The organism is Nostoc sp., assembly GCF_036917535.1.
Lineage (GTDB): Bacteria > Cyanobacteriota > Cyanobacteriia > Cyanobacteriales > Nostocaceae > Nostoc.
This window is the reverse complement of record NZ_JBALDA010000068.1, coordinates 104,949-121,897: the sequence shown is the minus strand read 5'-3', so window position 1 is coordinate 121,897 and position 16,949 is coordinate 104,949. Positions and strand designations below refer to the sequence as shown.

Genomic DNA, 16,949 nt, shown 5'->3' with positions numbered 1-16,949 from the left:
CCGCCTAATTATTGGAGATATCGTGTTATGCCCCACAATCTGAACATTTCCACTTCAGATATCATTCACAATCTAAAACTCTCCTGTCAGATACCTGCTGTTGTGGAAGCGATCGCATCGCAAAGTATTATTGCCGAAGCAGCTCAAGCGGCAGGAATTATAGTTACCCCAGAAGAAGTACAGCAAGAAGGAGATAACTTACGGTTCGCCAAGAAGCTTGTCAAAGCTAAAGATACCTGGGCATGGCTAGAAAAACACCACCTCTCTGTGGATCAGTTTGATGAATTAGCCTACAACAACGTCCTTTCGCAAAAGTTAGCGAATCATCTATTTTCCAATCAACTGGAAAAGCACTTTTATGAACACCAGCTAGATTATATCGCTGCTGTTACTTACGAAGTTGTCTTTGAGGATCGAGACTTGGCTTTAGAGCTTTTTTATGCTCTAGAAGAAGGCGAAATCAATTTTCCAGATATTGCTCGTCTATATATCTCAGAACCAGAAGCTCGTCGTGCTTATGGATACAAAGGACTCCGATACCGCAAAGATTTTCGTCCAGAGATTGCAGCCGCTGTCTTTGCTGCTGCACCACCAGAAGCTCTCAAACCGATAACGACTCCCAAAGGAGTGTATTTAATTTGGGTGGAAGAAGTCATTCAACCCCAATTAGATGAACAGTTGCGCCAAAAAATCATTAGAGAATCCTTTTCTGATTGGTTAAAGCAACAAATCACCACGATGAAAATAGTTACTCAAATAGACTCAGACGATTCAAAAGAGGAATTAATAGATATGTTATTCACCAAGAATAAATAATTTAGGAAATTTAAAATGTTTTTGTGGCTAAGTATCTCCCCTAAATTAGGGTAGAGTTCTCTAGTCTTCAAAAATGTTGCAGATGCAGGTTTGATTTACTTCAAAACTTAATAGCTTTTCCTTTTTAGTATTTTGTGAATATATCTACAAAGTGCTGTATTTGCGTTATATAAAAATTAAATTAAATCACTATAATTCTTACTGGGCATGACAATTTTAGTTTATGCTTAAATTTGTCATGCAATTTATTTTTAATTTTAAATATTACTAAATATAATGATTTTTAAATACAAATGCATTAGTTTTTTTAATCATAAATTCTTCAAAAAAGCATTGACTTTTTTGAAGAATAAAGTATATTAGATATATAGCCAATAAAACAAGTTGGTTACACCAAAGATTCCCAACAATAGTTACAAAATTTAGGAGAACTCAAATGATCATTTCTGATCTGAACTACTTGGAAAATACTTCTGAAGAAATTATTGGTGGTGGTAACACACCACCAGTAATAATAATCTACAAGAAGCCAAAATACTACAACAACGTTGCACAAGCATTAGCAGACGCTTCTGCAAGCGGCGGTGCTAACAATGTAGCTTTCACCGTTACTAACGCTACCACAACTAAGACTAGTGCTACTGCTTCATCAGCAAGCTATGCTTCTACTAAGTCCAAATAGTGCTACTGCTTCGTCAGCAAGCTTGCTTCTACTAAGTCCAGCTAGTAATTATTAACTTCTGCAAGTAGAGTTAGGCTTGGAAGCCTGGTATTGGTATATTGATAAATCGCCGAAGGCTCTTTGCTCATTTGAGCCTTCGGCTTTTACCCAAAAAACATCCTTCGATCTCAAAAAACTGTTTCCGCAATAAATTTTTACAACATTATAGTTCTTAAACTATTTTACAGTCTGTGCTGTTTGCCCGCCTTGAATTAAAACTCTGGGCTAATAGTTATAAATAGGACAATCTACCATAGATTTAAGCTTCTGGCAGACTCTTGAAAGATAGAGAGTTTAGTAAGTAATCAAGCAGATATAATATCAATCGATTTTCAGCGAATTCAGTCATAAGTTTCAAAAACTTGAGTTCCTTGCAGATATAGGAACAAAAGATATACTAAATACAACTGATTGTATAAATTATGACCCATAAATCAAAGGATGCAAGCTCCTAAGTTTATTTATGGGGATTGTTAATTTTGAATTTGGAGCAAAGCGACGTGACCACAATTCCTGATGCTCTCCAACTCGCAAGTCAATATCACCAAGCCAAGCGCTTCACCCAAGCCGAAGAGATTTATCATCAAATTATAGAAGTAGATCCCAAGCAGTCAGAGGCATTATATGGATTAGGTCTGCTGGCGCAGCGGCGGGAACAATATCAAAATGCAGAACAATTTTTTCAAGCAGCCTTGCAATTACAGCCAGAAGCAGGGGCAATACATAATAGCTTAGGGTTTAGTCTGCAACAACAGGGTAAGCTAGAAGAAGCGATCGCCTGTTATGAAAAAGCACTCTTCATTCTTCCTGATAGCATAGAAGTACAAATCAATATCAATAATATTCTCCACATTCAAGGCAAGCTGTCACCAGAAGAACAAGTCCACTACGCAAAGTTGAACGAGCACTTTGCTTTAGGTAAGCAACAGGCAGGCGAATTCAAGATAGCAGAATTATATTATCGCCAAGCTATTGCATTGCAGCCAGATTTAGTATTCTCTTATACTAATTTAGGAGAGGTACTCCAAAATCAAGGGCGGTTCAATGATGCTATCGATTCTTACCAACAAGCACTAAAAATACAACCAGACTATCATTACGCCTATCACAACTTAGGGTATCTTTTCCAGGAAAAAGGAAAATTTGCAGAAGCAATAGAAGCTTACGAAAAAGCTTTAAGCATTCAACCTGATTTTGCAATCAGCTATAACAATTTGGCAAACATTTTCAGGGAACAGAATAGATTTGATGTTGCCATAAAATACTATCAACAAGCTATTAAAATTCGATCTGATATTGATTATATCTATTGCAACTTAGGAATAGCATTTAGAGATGTTAACAAAACAGAAGCAGCAGTTCAGGCATTTGAGCAAGCTGTCAAACTAACGCCAAACTATGATATGGCTAAATTTGGTGCTTGTATCTGCCAACTACCAATTATCTATTCTAGTGTTGATGAAATTGCATTCAGGCGAAATCAATATCAACAGTATTTGCAAGATTTAGTTAAATATTATGAATTAACTAATCAGGAAGAACGGGCAAAAGCATCTGAGGCTGTGGGAACATTTCAGCCTTTTTATTTGGCATATCAAGGCTTAAATGACCGAGATTTACAGCAAACTTATGGGGAAATGATTTTCCAGATTATGTCGAGTCGCTATCCCCAAGATTGTCAATCGCTTGTTATGCCTAATTTAGATAAAAATCAAAAGGTTCGTATTGGTATTGTCTCTGGGTTTTTATCTAGTCATTCTAATTGGAAAATCCCGATTAAAGGTTGGGTAGAAAATATAGATCGAAGTGAGTTTGAATTATTTGGTTATTACACTGGGGGCAAAACAGATAATTCAACAGTTAGTGCCGCCAAAGCTTTTGATAAATTGGTTCAAGGTGTTCGTTCAGTTGAACAATGGTGTGAGGTAATAACAAAGGATAAATTACATATCCTGATTTTTCCAGAATTTGGGATGGACCCAATGGCATTAAAACTGGGTTGTCTAAGATTAGCACCAATTCAAATGACATCTTGGGGACACCCTGAAACAAGTGGACTCCCGACAATTGACTATTACTTGAGCAGTGACTTAATGGAACCAGAAAATGCTCAAGAACATTATACAGAAAAATTAGTTAGATTACCCAATCTATCTATTTATTACATACCTTTAGCAATTCAACCCGAAGAAATTAAAAAACCAGATATAGGTTTAAAAGAAGATGATGTTTTCTTTTGGTGTTGTCAGTCATTATATAAATATTTACCCAATCATGATGATGTTTTTCCCTCTATTGCTAAAGAGTTAGGAAATGCTAAGTTTGTATTTATAAAAAACTCAAGTGAAGAGACTACAGAAGTATTTCACCAGCGCTTAAACCATGCTTTTGCAGCATTAGGGTTAGATTATCAAAATCATTGTTTATTTTTGCCTACACTGAATAATGGAAAGTTTGCTGGGACTACAGCCTTAGCAGATGTCTTCTTAGATAGTATTGGTTGGTCTGGATGTAACTCCACCCTCGAATCTATTGCTCATAATATTCCGGTTGTCACTTTACCAGAAGAGCTGATGCGATCGCGGCATTCTTTGGCAATTTTGAAGATGATGGGTATAGAAGAGACGATCGCTTCAAATAAAGCAGAATACGTCCAAATCGCCATCCGTCTGGGGAAAGATGCTAAATATCGGCAATATATTTCCCAGCAAATTGCAGAAAATAAACATAAATTATATAACGATTTAAAGCCAGTCAGAGCGCTAGAAGATTTTATTTTGCAGCTGGTTAATAAACCAAGACAATTTAACGCTCAAGAAGTTGCTGAACTCTTTCAACTTGCACTTCAAGATCATCGAGCTAATCGCTTAGACGCAGCCGAACAGCTATATCGTCAAGTGATAGAAAAACAACCAGATTATTCAGAAGCATTATACAATTTAGGGATGCTGGCACAGCAGAGAGGCGTGTTGCAGGAAGCCCAGAAGCATTTGAGTGCAGCTTCGCAAGTTCAGCCTAACTCTGTGAAAATTTGGTTTAGTTTAGGCAATTTGCTTCAAGTCCAAGGACAGTTACCAGAAGCTGAAGACGCTTACCAAAGAGCTATTGTTTTGCGACCAGATGCAGGGACGATTTACAACAATTTGGGTTACACCTTGCAACAACAAGGTAAGTGGGAGGAAGCAATTGCATCCTATCAAAAAGCTCTGGAATTTCAGCCTAACTGCATAGAAGCGGAAATCAATTTAGCGAATGCGCTTTTTGCTCAAGGGAGGCTTTCAACAGAGAAACAAGCCTATTATGCAGAACTGAATTATCAGATGGGCATTGGCCACCAAGAAGCAGATGATTGGCAAACTGCTGTTGTTTACTATCGAGCTGCGATCGCACTACAGCCTGACTTGGTAGAAGCCCATTATAACTTGGGGGTGATACTGCAAGAACAAAGGAAGCTAGAAGAAGCGATCGCTTGCTATCAAAAAGCTTTGGAGTTCAATCCCCAACACCAGGAAGCCAGTATCAAATTAGGAGAGATTTATCAAACCCAGCAATAAAAAGTTACACAAGTGGACTCACTAAAATTTTCTGGCTAGACGTGTTATTTCACGTGATCGCTAATTGCCATCAATCTAAACTCAAACAAAAAATCCAATCACCATAACAACACAGCAAAAATTATGTCATTAACAATTTTCGAGAAAGTTAAAGAGTTCATAATCAGACTAGTTAAAGACGAAGCTTTTTACACTCAATTAATGAGTGATAAAATTGACGAAGTGATAAAAGTAATGGAAGAAGGTGGCTATAATTTTTCTCAAGAAGAATTTGAAACAGCCTCCATTAAAATATTGGAATTAAAAGAATTAGGTCAGTTTGACGACCTCAGTGAAGAGGAATTAGTAGGAGCCTTTGGTGGGCTTACAAACGCAGTCGCTCAACCATTGTATGGTGTTGTAGCCCCACCTCCACCTCCCGAAGACTGTACAAAACCACCAGTTAAATGTAAATGGATTCCTAAACCATGTCCAAAGCCAAATCCACCTGTACAACCACAACCGTTATATGGATTACCTGTTAGTCGAACAGAAGTACAATAACCCGATAAAACGATGAAGAAATAGAATGCGTTAGTTTATTTTGAGGGTTGAGATTGAGAGTTAATCTATGACATATCACCGCAAAAGCTACGCAGTTTGGGAAATTACCTTAAAATGCAATCTAGCTTGTAGTCACTGTGGTTCCCGTGCAGGACATGAACGCGCCAAAGAACTTTCCCCAGAGGAAGCTTTGGATCTTGTCAAGCAGATGGCAGAAGTTGGAATTAAAGAAGTTACTCTGATTGGTGGTGAAGCATTTCTGCGTCCAGACTGGCTGGAAATTGCCAAAGCGATTAACGAGGCGGGGATGTTATGTGGTATGACTACGGGTGGCTATGGCATTTCGTTAGAAACCGCCCAAAAAATGAAGGAAGCGGGAATTCGCACTGTCTCTGTTTCTATTGATGGCTTGGAAGCAACTCATGACCGCCTGCGGGGAAAGAAAGGCTCTTGGAAATATGCATTTAAAACCATGAGTCATCTGCGAGAAGTGGGTATTTCTTTTGGTTGCAACACCCAAATTAACCGCTTGTCAGCGCCAGAGTTTCCGTGCATCTATGAGTGCATTCGTGATGCAGGTGCTCGTGCTTGGCAAGTTCAGCTAACTGTACCAATGGGAAATGCAGCCGATAATGCAGATATCCTCCTCCAACCCCATGAACTGCTAGATATCTACCCCATGCTTGCCTGTGTGGCGCGTCGTGCTTACCAAGAAGGAGTGCAACTTCAGGCGGGAAATAACATTGGTTACTACGGCCCTTATGAACGACTGTTGCGGGGACGGGGAAAGGAGCATGACTTCTCATTTTGGCAAGGTTGCGGTGCAGGACTTTCCACTTTGGGAATTGAAGCTGACGGAGCAATTAAGGGTTGTCCCTCACTACCGACTAGTGCTTATACAGGTGGTAATATTCGAGAACAGACCTTGCATGATATTATTGAAGGTGCAGAAGAACTACGCTTCAATCTGGGAGCAGGAACACCTGAAGGCACAAAACACCTCTGGGGTTTCTGTAAAACCTGCGAATATGCGGAACTTTGTCGTGGGGGTTGCAGTTGGACTGCCCATGTTTTCTTTAATCAGAGAGGTAATAATCCTTATTGTCATCATCGCGCTCTTGTTCATGCCAAACAAGGTATGAGAGAGCGTGTAGTTCCCAAAGTAAAGGCGCAAGGATTGCCATTTGATAATGGCGAATTTGAGCTAATTGTCGAGTCTACAGATACTTTATTGCCAGCAAACGACCGATTACACTTTACTGCTGACAGCATTCAGTGGTCAGAAAGTTGGCAACAAAAACCTGAATTTCACCACTCTATTGTCAGATAATAAATCATGGCAGAAAATTCAGAAATTATCACAATTTCAAAGAACAAAACTAACCTTGAGCTTGAGTCATTACCATCTCAAGAAGTAGAGAAAATCCCACTACTTCCACGTTCAGCTTGGAATAGTCAATTAAGCTATTTAAAAGTGCTGTTAAAAGCAAAGCAAGTCCTAGATAAAAGCTGATAGATTCATTAGAGATATCAAGAGATTTAAGTCGTAATTTAGGAGAGAATTACTCACCTATTTACGCGCAAATTTGTTAATTCACAAAATCAACACAGGTTTTTTATGGCATCAAGAATAAGTCTAAGACTGACACCTCAAAAATTACTTTCTTTCAATGGTAGAGTTAATCTCAATAATAGACCCGATCCTAAGCCTGATCCTAGTCCTAATTTTGCTACCGCTCAAGGGGATTCTACTTTTTCTAACTATAGTGAAGATCCTTCAAGCATTTTAACTGCTACCCAGACAGACGCGTTAGTTCAAGGTGGCGTGGCTGCTGCTATTGCTGATGCTCAAGCAAGTTTTGACCCAACTTTTTCATCACTTTTCACTCAAGCTGCTGTCGTTGGATTAGATGGTCAATTTGAAGGTACTTCCAACAGCGAAGCAAAGGTACTTGCTAGTTTTGCGGTTGGCAGTAATGAAGATTTCTCTTTTGATTTTTCAGCAAATTTAGAACTGACAGCTAAAGAAATTGAAAATCCTGACGTTGAATATAACAAGGGTCAGTCTACAACCACTTTTTTGGTATTAGATACCACAAATCCTAACAAGGCTGAAATTTTAGATTATTTTGGCATCCAGGGTAAATTAATCACGTCCAAGCAAATCGGCAATCTAACATTTGGTCGTAGTCGCAATGTCACAATCGACAGTCGTGATAAAGATTCTGATATTGATGGCGACAATGGTACTGACTTCCTGAATGGTAATGCTGTTGGTACTTATGAACGGAATTTTAATAGCGATACCAATCTAACCATAGTCAAAATTAATACTAGTTCTGTTGAATTGGCAGGAGATACTTTAATCGGCAACCTGGGTAGAGATGTTATCTATGGCACCATTCGGAAGGATAATCTCAGGGGAACCAACGGGGCAGACAAACTTTATGCCAGCTTAGGGGATGATAAGCTATCTGGAAACAGAGGTAATGATGTTCTCGACGCCGGTCAAGGTAATGATTCGCTAAATGGTGGTGATGGAAATGATACACTATATGGCGGTTTAGGCAATGATACACTATATGGCGGTTTAGGCAATGATGTCTTAGTTGGTGGCGATGGTAATGACACATTTACTTTCAAACGTACCGATACCTTGTTTAAAAAAGACTTTGATGTCATTCAAGATTTCAAGGTTGGTATTGATAAGCTTGTATTAGATGGCTGGGTAAATCTAGGTAATGTTACAGATACCACAGATGGCGCTCTCCTCACCTTAAATTCTTTTTCTTTCTTGAATAGTCCTCAACAAAGCATACTATTTTCAGGTGTGAGTGCCAGTGACATAAACTCGGTAATATAATTTGCTTAAGACTAATTACTCTCTAAGAAAACTACTCTGATTTTGAATAATTCTCACCTAAAAAAGTAGAGCTATTTCGTTCTCTAAAAGATTAGAATTTACAAGCATATTAGTCCAAACAATCAATCAGGTGAGTAAAAAATATGATTGAACAATAAAATGTTAATAGCTTTTCTAGGAGAGACTTTGCCAATAATAACCCCTATGGTGTATGTACCGAAATTTACTTAAATTGGTAATTTTAAAATTACTAATTTAAGGCTATTTTCTCGTACATACTGTTGACAAAATCTCTCCTTTTTATAATGAAATAGTCATACTTGATTAACAGGTAAAATATTTATTTTATTAATAATTATTATCTAATTTCTGAAGCTATACTAAAATCTATAACAATAACAATCTAATATCAAACTAATCAAGTTATGGATACTACAAATATTTCAGAATCTAAAGTTAAATCTCTTATTCAAATTGCGATCCAGAAACATCAGTCAGGTCAAAAGGATGATGCTGAATCGCTAGATAAAATAGAAGTAGCTGAAATCCTCGAATTAGCAATTCAACAGCAACGAGACAATCGTTTAATGGAAGCAGAACTGCTATATATTCAAGTTCTGGAAAAACAACCTGGCAACCCTGAAGCTTTATATGGTTTAGGGTTGTTGGCGCAGCAGATGGGGCAATACCAAACTGCTGAACAGTGGCTAAGTGCGGCTTTGCAAGTTCAACCAAATTCTGTTAATACTTGGTTCAGTTTAGGTAATTTGCGTTTAGTTCAGGAACAGTTTTCAGAAGCAGAGAAAGCTTATAAGCAAGCTTTAGTTTTGTTACCTAACTCATTGCCAATTTACAATAACTTGGGCTATACTCTGCAACAACAAGGATTATTTGAAGAAGCAATTAATTATTATCAAAAAGCTCTAGAGTTAAAGCCAGATTTTATAGAAGCAGAGATTAGTTTGGGTAATGCGTTACACTCTCAAGGCAAGCTATCCAGCAATCAAAAAATGCACTATGCACAATTAAATAATCAATTGGGTGTTGCCCGGAAAAAAGCTCTTGATTTTAAAAATGCTGTTACTTGTCACAAGCAAGCGATCGCACTACAACCAAATTTGCTAGAAGCTCATTATAACTTGGCTTTGGCACTGCAAGAACAAGGGGAACTAGAAGAGGCGATCGCATCCTATCAACGAACCTTAGAACTTAATCCCAACTATGGAGAAGTCTACCTCAACTTAGGCAAAATTTACCAACAGCAGAATAATTTAACAGAGGCGATTTCTGCTTATCAACAAGGGTTAAAGCTGATTAATCCCCATTATGCCAAAGCATTAGCAGCTAACCAAGCACTTGAGAACACAGATGAAATACTAGTAACTCCTTTGTATATTAAAGGAGAAGTGCAAATAGGTAAGTATTACTTTCCACTAATCCCTCCAGTATCAGAAACAAAAGACAAGCGACCTTTTTGGAGTGTGGTTATTCCTGCATATCAACGTACTGACTATCTGCTAGAATGTTTGGTCAGCGTCCTTGCTCAATGGTCAGGTATTGAGGAAATGGAAATTCTTGTAATTGATGATGCAAGTACACCACCTCTGTATCAACTAGTAAATGCGATCGGGCGAGGAATAGTACGCTATTACCGCAATCCGCAAAATCTTAGACAGCAAGGAACTTGGAATGCTGGAGTTAGTAATAGTCGAGGATTTTGGATTCATTTACTTCATGATGATGACTATGTATTGCCAGGTTTTTATACTCGGCTCAAGCAAAGTCTAGAAGGTTGTCCAGATTCCGTTGGAGCAGCTTTTACAGGTTATGAAAATATCAATGAGAAAAGAGAAATTACTTTCCGCCAACAATTGTACGGGCAAAATAGAGGTATAGTTTCAGATTTCTTGCAATTTATTGGTGTAGCAAATCCATTGAATCCGCCTGCTGTTGTGATTCGTCGAACAACTTATGAACGGCTAGGTGGATATCATCCAGAATTAACTTCTACTCTCGACTGGGAACTTTATAAACGGATTACCAGCTTCTATGATTGGTGGTACGAGTCAGAAATTTTAGTTCATTATCGCGTGCATTCCCAAAGTATGAGAACTGAACTTTCCTTATCTGGAGATCGGGTAGCATCTATCCGTCGTTCTATTGAGATATCTGAGAGCTATCTTCCAGCCGATATTTGTGCAGAAATTACAGCACAATCACGTAAACATTACTTCATTAATTGTTTAGCAGATACAGAAGTTCCTCTTGAGGCTGGTCATTTGACTGGCGCTTTTCGCACCCTTGAAGAGATTCTCAAAATTGATCGGTCTGCTGAGTCACTAGCACAATTATTTGCTTGGCTGAGAACAGATATTGCCAGTCCCCTGAGAAATGAGATCGCCTTCAGGTTGACCTCTCTGACTTTAAATAATTAAATGTCAAAACCTTAACTGAAATACTGGGAGTTCGTCGATTTTTTTAAGTTAGAGAAACTGGTAAATCACGGAAAAATAAGGATTTGGGAAAACTTAGGTTTTTGGATAATAGCGATCGCAATCTGGGACAAACACTATAACCCTTACTTTTTCGTTACCTCTTTTTTAGAACTGCCTAGAAAATAAGCGAACCGGGAATAAATACTAATACAAAAATAATTAATAAAATGACAACAATTACTGAATCTCTGCAAATAGCATCGAAATATCATAGAGCCAATGATTTAATCAAAGCTGAACAAGTGTACCATCAAATTTTGGAAAAACAACCTAACCATCCAGAAGCTTTATATGGGTTAAGCATGCTGTCACAGCAGGTCGGTCAGTTTCAAAATGCTGAACAGTTGTTGAATACACTCCTCCAGATTCAGCCTAAATCCGTTAAGGCTTGGTTCAGTCTAGGTAATTTACATCAAGCCCAAGGTCAGTTACCAGCAGCCGTGGAAGCATATCAGCAAGCTATATCGCTACAGACAGATTCAGCGCCACTTTATAATAACCTTGGCTATACCTTGCAACTACAAGGCAACTTGGAAGAGGCAGTTGCTTGCTATCAAAAAGCCTTAGAGTTACAGCCCAACTGTAGTGAGGCTGACTCGAATTTGGGCAACGCACTGCACGCTCAAGGAAAACTCTCTTGCCAACAACAGGCTGAATACGCGGCATTAAACAATGAATTGGGCAGAAGCCGAAAACAAGCGAGAGATTTAAAGACTGCTGTGGCTTACTATCGAGCTGCGATTGCTTTACAGCCTGATTTTCTTGATGCTCACTATAACTTGGGAGTGGCGCTTCAACAACAAGGTGATTTTGAAGAGGCTGTAGCCTCTTATCAAAAAGCATTGGAACTCAATCCTCACAAAGCAGAAGTTTACTTCAAACTAGGCCAAATTTACCAAGTTCAAAACAAATTACCAGAGGCAATATCTGCCTATCAACAAGGGTTGAAGCTGATCAATCCCCATTATCTCAAAGCATTTATCACCGATCCAGGAACCGAAAAAACTGAGGAAGTACCTATTACACCCGAGCTTCCCCAAGGAGAGGTAATTGTGGGAAACTATAAGTTTCCTAAGATTCCAGCAGTCGCGGTTAGTGAAAAGAAGAGGCCATTCTGGAGTGTGGTAATTCCTGCATATAAACGTACTGATTATCTTTTCGAATGTCTGACCAGTGTTTTAGCACAATGGACTGGAGAAGAAGAGATGGAAATTCTGGTAATAGACAATGCCAGTACGCCACCACTGTTTGATCTAGTGAATGCTATTGGTAGAGGTATAGTAAAGTACTACTGTAATTCGCAAAATCTTGGCTTGGTGGGAAACCATAATACAGGTATTGCCCTCAGTCGAGGTCAATGGATTCACATACTTCACGATGATGATTATGTTCTCCCTGGTTTTTATTCCCAACTCAAACAGAGTCTGGAAGATTCTTTAGATTCTGTTGGAGCAGCTTTCACAGGTTATGAGAATATTAACGAAAGAGGGACGTTTATTTCCAAAGGTGATATTTTTGACTGGTGTGGAGAGCACAGAGGTATTATTCAAAATTGGCTTGAGCAGATTGGAGTGGGAAATCCGTTAAGACCTTCGGCAATAGTTATTCGTCGGGAAACCTATGAAAGATTAGGAGGATATTGCCCTGAGTTAACCGATCTTACCGGGTGGGAACTGTGTAAACGTATTGCTACTTTTTATGATTGTTGGTATGAACCGGAAATTTTGGCTTGTTATCGCGTAGATACAAGTTGGTACACTAATAAAATGTCGAATGAGCTTTTTTTGACAGGAAATCACGCAGTATTTCTTCGCCGTGCTATCGAGATTACAGAGAGCTATCTTCCTGCAGATCTTTGTACAGAGATTACAGCAAAAGCCCGTAGCTATAACTTTGAATATCTTCTAGAAAGCAAGGTAATCATTCCTCTAAAAGCCGGTAGTCTGACTGGTGCTTTGCGTATGCTCCAAGAAGCTTTAAAAATAGATCGCTCTCCGGAAGCGGTAGCAAAGTTATTCGCTTGGTTAACTCAAGATGAAGCTGCTCCCCTACGAGAAGAAATCATTGCTAAGTTGCTACCACTACCTATAGATAATACCCAAGACAATATTCTTACTGAATTAAAACCCCCACAAACTGCGATCATAGCTTAGGATATGAAAATACTTGTAACTGGAACTGAAGGTTATATTGGCTCATTATTAGCTCCTCTGTTGATTCAAGAAGGTCATGAAGTTATTGGTTTAGATACTGGCTTCTATAAAGTAGGTTGGCTATATAACGGCACCAAGGTAACTGCCAAAACCCTCAACAAAGACATCCGCCACATTACAACAGAAGACCTGCAAGGCGTAGAAGCAATAGTTCACATGGCAGAACTCTCTAACGACCCTTTAGGTCAGTTAGCCCCTGATATCACCTACGATATCAACCACAAAGGCTCAGTACATATAGCGAAACTGGCGAAAGCAGCTGGAATCCAACGCTTTGTCTACACTTCATCATGCAGTGTCTATGGTTTTGCCACTGAAGACTACGTTAGCGAAGAGTCTACCATCAATCCCCAAACAGCTTATGCCAAATGCAAAGCACTTGTCGAACAGGATGTGAAACTCCTTGCTGATGATAGCTTTTCTCCCACCTTTCTCCGAAATGCTACAGCCTATGGAGCCTCTCCAAGAATGCGTTTTGATATTGTCTTAAACAATCTAGCAGGTTGGGCATGGACAATTAAAGAAATCAAGATGAACAGCGACGGTACACCTTGGCGTCCCTTAGTGCATTTATTGGATATCTGCAAAGCAATTATCTGTACCTTAGAAGCTCCGCGTGATGTAATTCACAACCAAATTTTCAATGTCGGCGATACAAATAGCAACTATCAAGTCAAACAAATTGCTCAAATAGTTGCAGAAGTTTTTACAGATTGTAAATTGAGCTTTGGTAAACACGATCCTGATAATCGCAGCTATCGGGTTTTATTTCATAAAATTAACCAAAATTTACCAGGATTCAAATGTGAATGGGACGCCCAGCGCGGTGCCCAACAACTATATAATGTCTTCCAGCAAATTGATATGAGTAGAGGAACATTTGAATTTAGAGGCTTTACTCGCCTGAAACAACTGGAATACCTTATTCGCACTCAGCAAATCAATCGAGATTTCTTTTGGCAGACTGTTTAAAATATAAGTTATGAATTTACTACAGCCAAAAAATAATCAACTAATAACTGGTAACTGTCTATTCTGTGGAACAAGGTTACACCATACCTTCGTAGATTTAGGTATGTCTCCTCCCTGCGAAAGTTATCGTAGTCTCAAACAACTCAATGAAGCAGAGCCATTTTATCCTCTGCATGTCTATGTTTGTGAGAAGTGTTTTTTAGTTCAACTTCAAGAATACATTAGTCCAGAAAATATTTTTAGCGACTATGCTTATTTCTCTTCATACTCTGATAGCTGGTTACAACACGCCAAAAAATACGTTGATTTGGTAGTAGAACGTTTCCAATTAAACCAGGAAAGTCAGGTAATAGAAATTGCTAGTAATGATGGCTACTTGCTGCAATACTTTGTTGCCAAAAGCATCCCGGCGCTGGGAATAGAGCCAGCAGCAAATGTTGCTGAGGTAGCAATTAAAAAAGGTATTCCTACAGTTATCAAATTTTTTGGTCAGGAGACAGCAAAAGAACAGGTTGCTAAGGGCAAACAGGCAGATTTATTACTCGGAAATAATGTCCTTGCTCATACACCATATCTCAATGATTTTGTCAAAGGAATGAAAATTATCCTCAAACCGCATGGTGTAATTACTATGGAATTTCCCCACCTAATGCGGTTAATCGAAGAAAATCAGTTTGATACTATTTACCACGAGCATTTCTCTTATTTTTCATTTCTTACAGTAGACAAGATTTTTGCTGCTCACGGTTTGACAATTTTTGATGTAGAAGAATTAACTACTCATGGTGGTTCTTTGAGAATTTATGCGCGCCATAATGGAGATTATTCTAAACCTATTAGCGACCAAGTATTAGAACTGAAAAATAGAGAAGAAGCGGCTGGTTTTACGCAATTAGAATACTATTTTTCTTTTGGAGAACAAGTTAAAGAAACTAAACGCAACTTATTAGATTTTTTGATCGAAGTTAAGCGGGAGGGAAAATCGATTGTTGGTTACGGTGCTCCAGGTAAGGGAAATACTCTCTTAAACTATTGCGGTATCCGCACAGATTTTCTTGACTATACAGTAGACCGTAATCCTTATAAACAGAATCAATTTTTACCAGGAACTCATATTCCAATTTTTCATCCAGACAAAATTGCCGAAACCAAGCCTGACTATATACTAATTTTGCCCTGGAATCTGAAAAATGAAATTATGACACAAATAGCTTACATTCGGGATTGGGGCGGTCAATTTGTTGTACCAATTCCTGAAGTTAATGTCTACTCTTAAGTATTTAATATTTTTACTTGTAAAAAAGGGGTAATTGAAATGAAAGTAGTTTTATTTTGTGGTGGTTTAGGAGCGAGAATGAGAGAGTATTCAGAAAGTATTCCTAAGCCAATGGTGAATATTGGTTATAGACCAATATTATGGCATATCATGAAATACTATGCTCATTATGGGCACAAAGATTTTATCTTATGTCTTGGTTACAAGGCTGACCTAATTAAAAGCTATTTTTTGAATTACAATGAATGGCTTTCTAATAACTTTAGCCTTTCTAATGGAAGCAAAATTGAGTTGTTTAATCGGGATATTCAAGATTGGAATATCACATTTGTAGATACAGGGTTAACTGCCAATATTGGACAAAGATTCAAGGCAGTAGAAAAATATTTAGAAGGAGAAGAAGTATTTTTAGCTAACTACAGTGACGGCTTGACAGACTTACATTTACCAACTTATATTAATAATTTTTATCAGCGTGATAAAATCGGTAGTTTTTTGTGTGTTAGACCAAGCCAAACTTTTCACCTAGTTGATATGAACGAGGATGGTTTGGTAGAAAATATTCAAGATGTAAAACAATGCGATATTTGGATTAATGGAGGATATTTTATCTTTAAAAAAGAGATTTTTAACTATATAAATTATGGTGAAGAACTTGTCCTTGAGCCTTTTCAAAGATTGATTGCCAAAGAAGAGCTTTTTGCGTATAAATACACTGGCTTTTTCGGAGTAATGGATACGTTTAAAGAGAAACAACAGTTGGATGATATGTATGCTCAAGGTAAAAGACCTTGGGAGGTTTGGGGAGATCAACAACTAAAAGTCGACCATGTATGATCCAACTTAGGTTGAATAAGACAGAAGAATCTGAGTACAAAATTCTTTGTCTCGGTTCTCATTGTGATGATATCGAGATTGGTTGTGGAGGCACAATCTTAAAGCTGATAGAGAATTACCAACATGTTGTTATCTATTGGGTTGTCTTTAGTTCCAATGACCAAAGAGCAGAGGAAGCAACCACAAGCGCTAGTCTCTTCTTAAAAGAAATTCCAGTCAAGAAAATTATCATTAAAAATTTTCGAGATGGCTTTCTACCTTTTCAAGGGATAGAGGTGAAGGAATGCTTTGAACAGTTGAAGCAAGAATTTTCACCAGATATAATCTTTACTCATCATCGAGATGATCGCCATCAAGATCATCGCTTAATTTCTGACTTGACTTGGAATACCTTTAGAAATCATTTAATTTTAGAATATGAAATACCCAAATATGATGGTGATTTGGGTATTCCTAATTTCTTTGTCCACTTAAATGAAACACTCTGTCGTCGAAAAATTCAATATATTTTGGATGCGTTTGCTACCCAGAATAATAAGCAATGGTTTACAGAAGAGACTTTTCGTTCAATTCTCAGAATTCGCGGGATTGAATCAAATTCACCGAGTAAATATGCGGAAGCATTTTATTGCCGAAAGATATTTTTCTAAAACATTAGA

The 16,949-nt window shown here is 38.1% G+C and carries 13 protein-coding genes; all 13 read left to right on the top strand.

The genetic code is table 11. The features are described 5' to 3' along the window. Nucleotides 1-27: 27 nt before the first annotated feature. The 13 genes from V7K56_RS22760 (at nucleotide 28) to V7K56_RS22700 (ending at nucleotide 16,940) form a co-directional block, all read left to right on the top strand. Nucleotides 28-816: a peptidylprolyl isomerase gene (locus tag V7K56_RS22760; protein WP_334913820.1), complete on the top strand. Its 789-nt coding sequence runs from the start codon at nucleotides 28-30 to the stop codon at nucleotides 814-816. A gap of 436 nt (nucleotides 817-1,252) precedes the next feature. Beyond that, nucleotides 1,253-1,498 (top strand): hypothetical protein, encoded by a 246-nt coding sequence (locus tag V7K56_RS22755; RefSeq protein WP_334913818.1) that lies wholly within the window; start codon nucleotides 1,253-1,255, stop codon nucleotides 1,496-1,498. 539 nt (nucleotides 1,499-2,037) lie between these two features. Then, the gene (locus tag V7K56_RS22750; RefSeq protein ID WP_334913817.1) at nucleotides 2,038-5,091 is read left to right on the top strand and encodes a tetratricopeptide repeat protein; all 3,054 of its coding nucleotides are present in this window, start codon (nucleotides 2,038-2,040) and stop codon (nucleotides 5,089-5,091) included. A 123-nt stretch (nucleotides 5,092-5,214) separates the two neighbouring features. After that, nucleotides 5,215-5,634: a Nif11-like leader peptide family RiPP precursor gene (locus V7K56_RS22745; RefSeq protein ID WP_334913816.1), complete on the top strand. Its 420-nt coding sequence runs from the start codon at nucleotides 5,215-5,217 to the stop codon at nucleotides 5,632-5,634. Nucleotides 5,635-5,701: 67 nt separating this feature from the next. Then, the gene (locus tag V7K56_RS22740) at nucleotides 5,702-6,964 is read left to right on the top strand and encodes a nif11-class peptide radical SAM maturase 3 (RefSeq protein WP_334913814.1); all 1,263 of its coding nucleotides are present in this window, start codon (nucleotides 5,702-5,704) and stop codon (nucleotides 6,962-6,964) included. Between the two features lie 6 nt (nucleotides 6,965-6,970). Beyond that, the gene (locus tag V7K56_RS22735) at nucleotides 6,971-7,147 is read left to right on the top strand and encodes a hypothetical protein (RefSeq protein ID WP_334913812.1); all 177 of its coding nucleotides are present in this window, start codon (nucleotides 6,971-6,973) and stop codon (nucleotides 7,145-7,147) included. A gap of 105 nt (nucleotides 7,148-7,252) precedes the next feature. Then, nucleotides 7,253-8,497: a calcium-binding protein gene (locus tag V7K56_RS22730; protein ID WP_334913810.1), complete on the top strand. Its 1,245-nt coding sequence runs from the start codon at nucleotides 7,253-7,255 to the stop codon at nucleotides 8,495-8,497. A gap of 425 nt (nucleotides 8,498-8,922) precedes the next feature. Then, entirely contained in the window at nucleotides 8,923-10,932 is a 2,010-nt protein-coding gene (locus V7K56_RS22725; RefSeq protein ID WP_334913808.1) for a tetratricopeptide repeat protein, read from the top strand. 227 nt (nucleotides 10,933-11,159) lie between these two features. After that, entirely contained in the window at nucleotides 11,160-13,145 is a 1,986-nt protein-coding gene (locus tag V7K56_RS22720) for a tetratricopeptide repeat protein (RefSeq protein ID WP_334913806.1), read from the top strand. A gap of 3 nt (nucleotides 13,146-13,148) precedes the next feature. Next, nucleotides 13,149-14,177 (top strand): NAD-dependent epimerase/dehydratase family protein, encoded by a 1,029-nt coding sequence (locus V7K56_RS22715; protein WP_334913804.1) that lies wholly within the window; start codon nucleotides 13,149-13,151, stop codon nucleotides 14,175-14,177. A gap of 10 nt (nucleotides 14,178-14,187) precedes the next feature. Continuing rightward, nucleotides 14,188-15,453, top strand: coding sequence for a class I SAM-dependent methyltransferase (locus tag V7K56_RS22710; RefSeq protein WP_334913802.1), 1,266 nt, complete (start codon nucleotides 14,188-14,190; stop codon nucleotides 15,451-15,453). Between the two features lie 39 nt (nucleotides 15,454-15,492). Then, a complete protein-coding gene (locus V7K56_RS22705) occupies nucleotides 15,493-16,290 on the top strand; it encodes a sugar phosphate nucleotidyltransferase (RefSeq protein WP_334913800.1) in 798 nt (265 codons plus the stop codon). Further along, the gene (locus V7K56_RS22700; RefSeq protein ID WP_334913798.1) at nucleotides 16,287-16,940 is read left to right on the top strand and encodes a PIG-L deacetylase family protein; all 654 of its coding nucleotides are present in this window, start codon (nucleotides 16,287-16,289) and stop codon (nucleotides 16,938-16,940) included. Before V7K56_RS22705 ends, V7K56_RS22700 begins: the two co-directional genes overlap by 4 nt. Nucleotides 16,941-16,949: the final 9 nt, after the last annotated feature.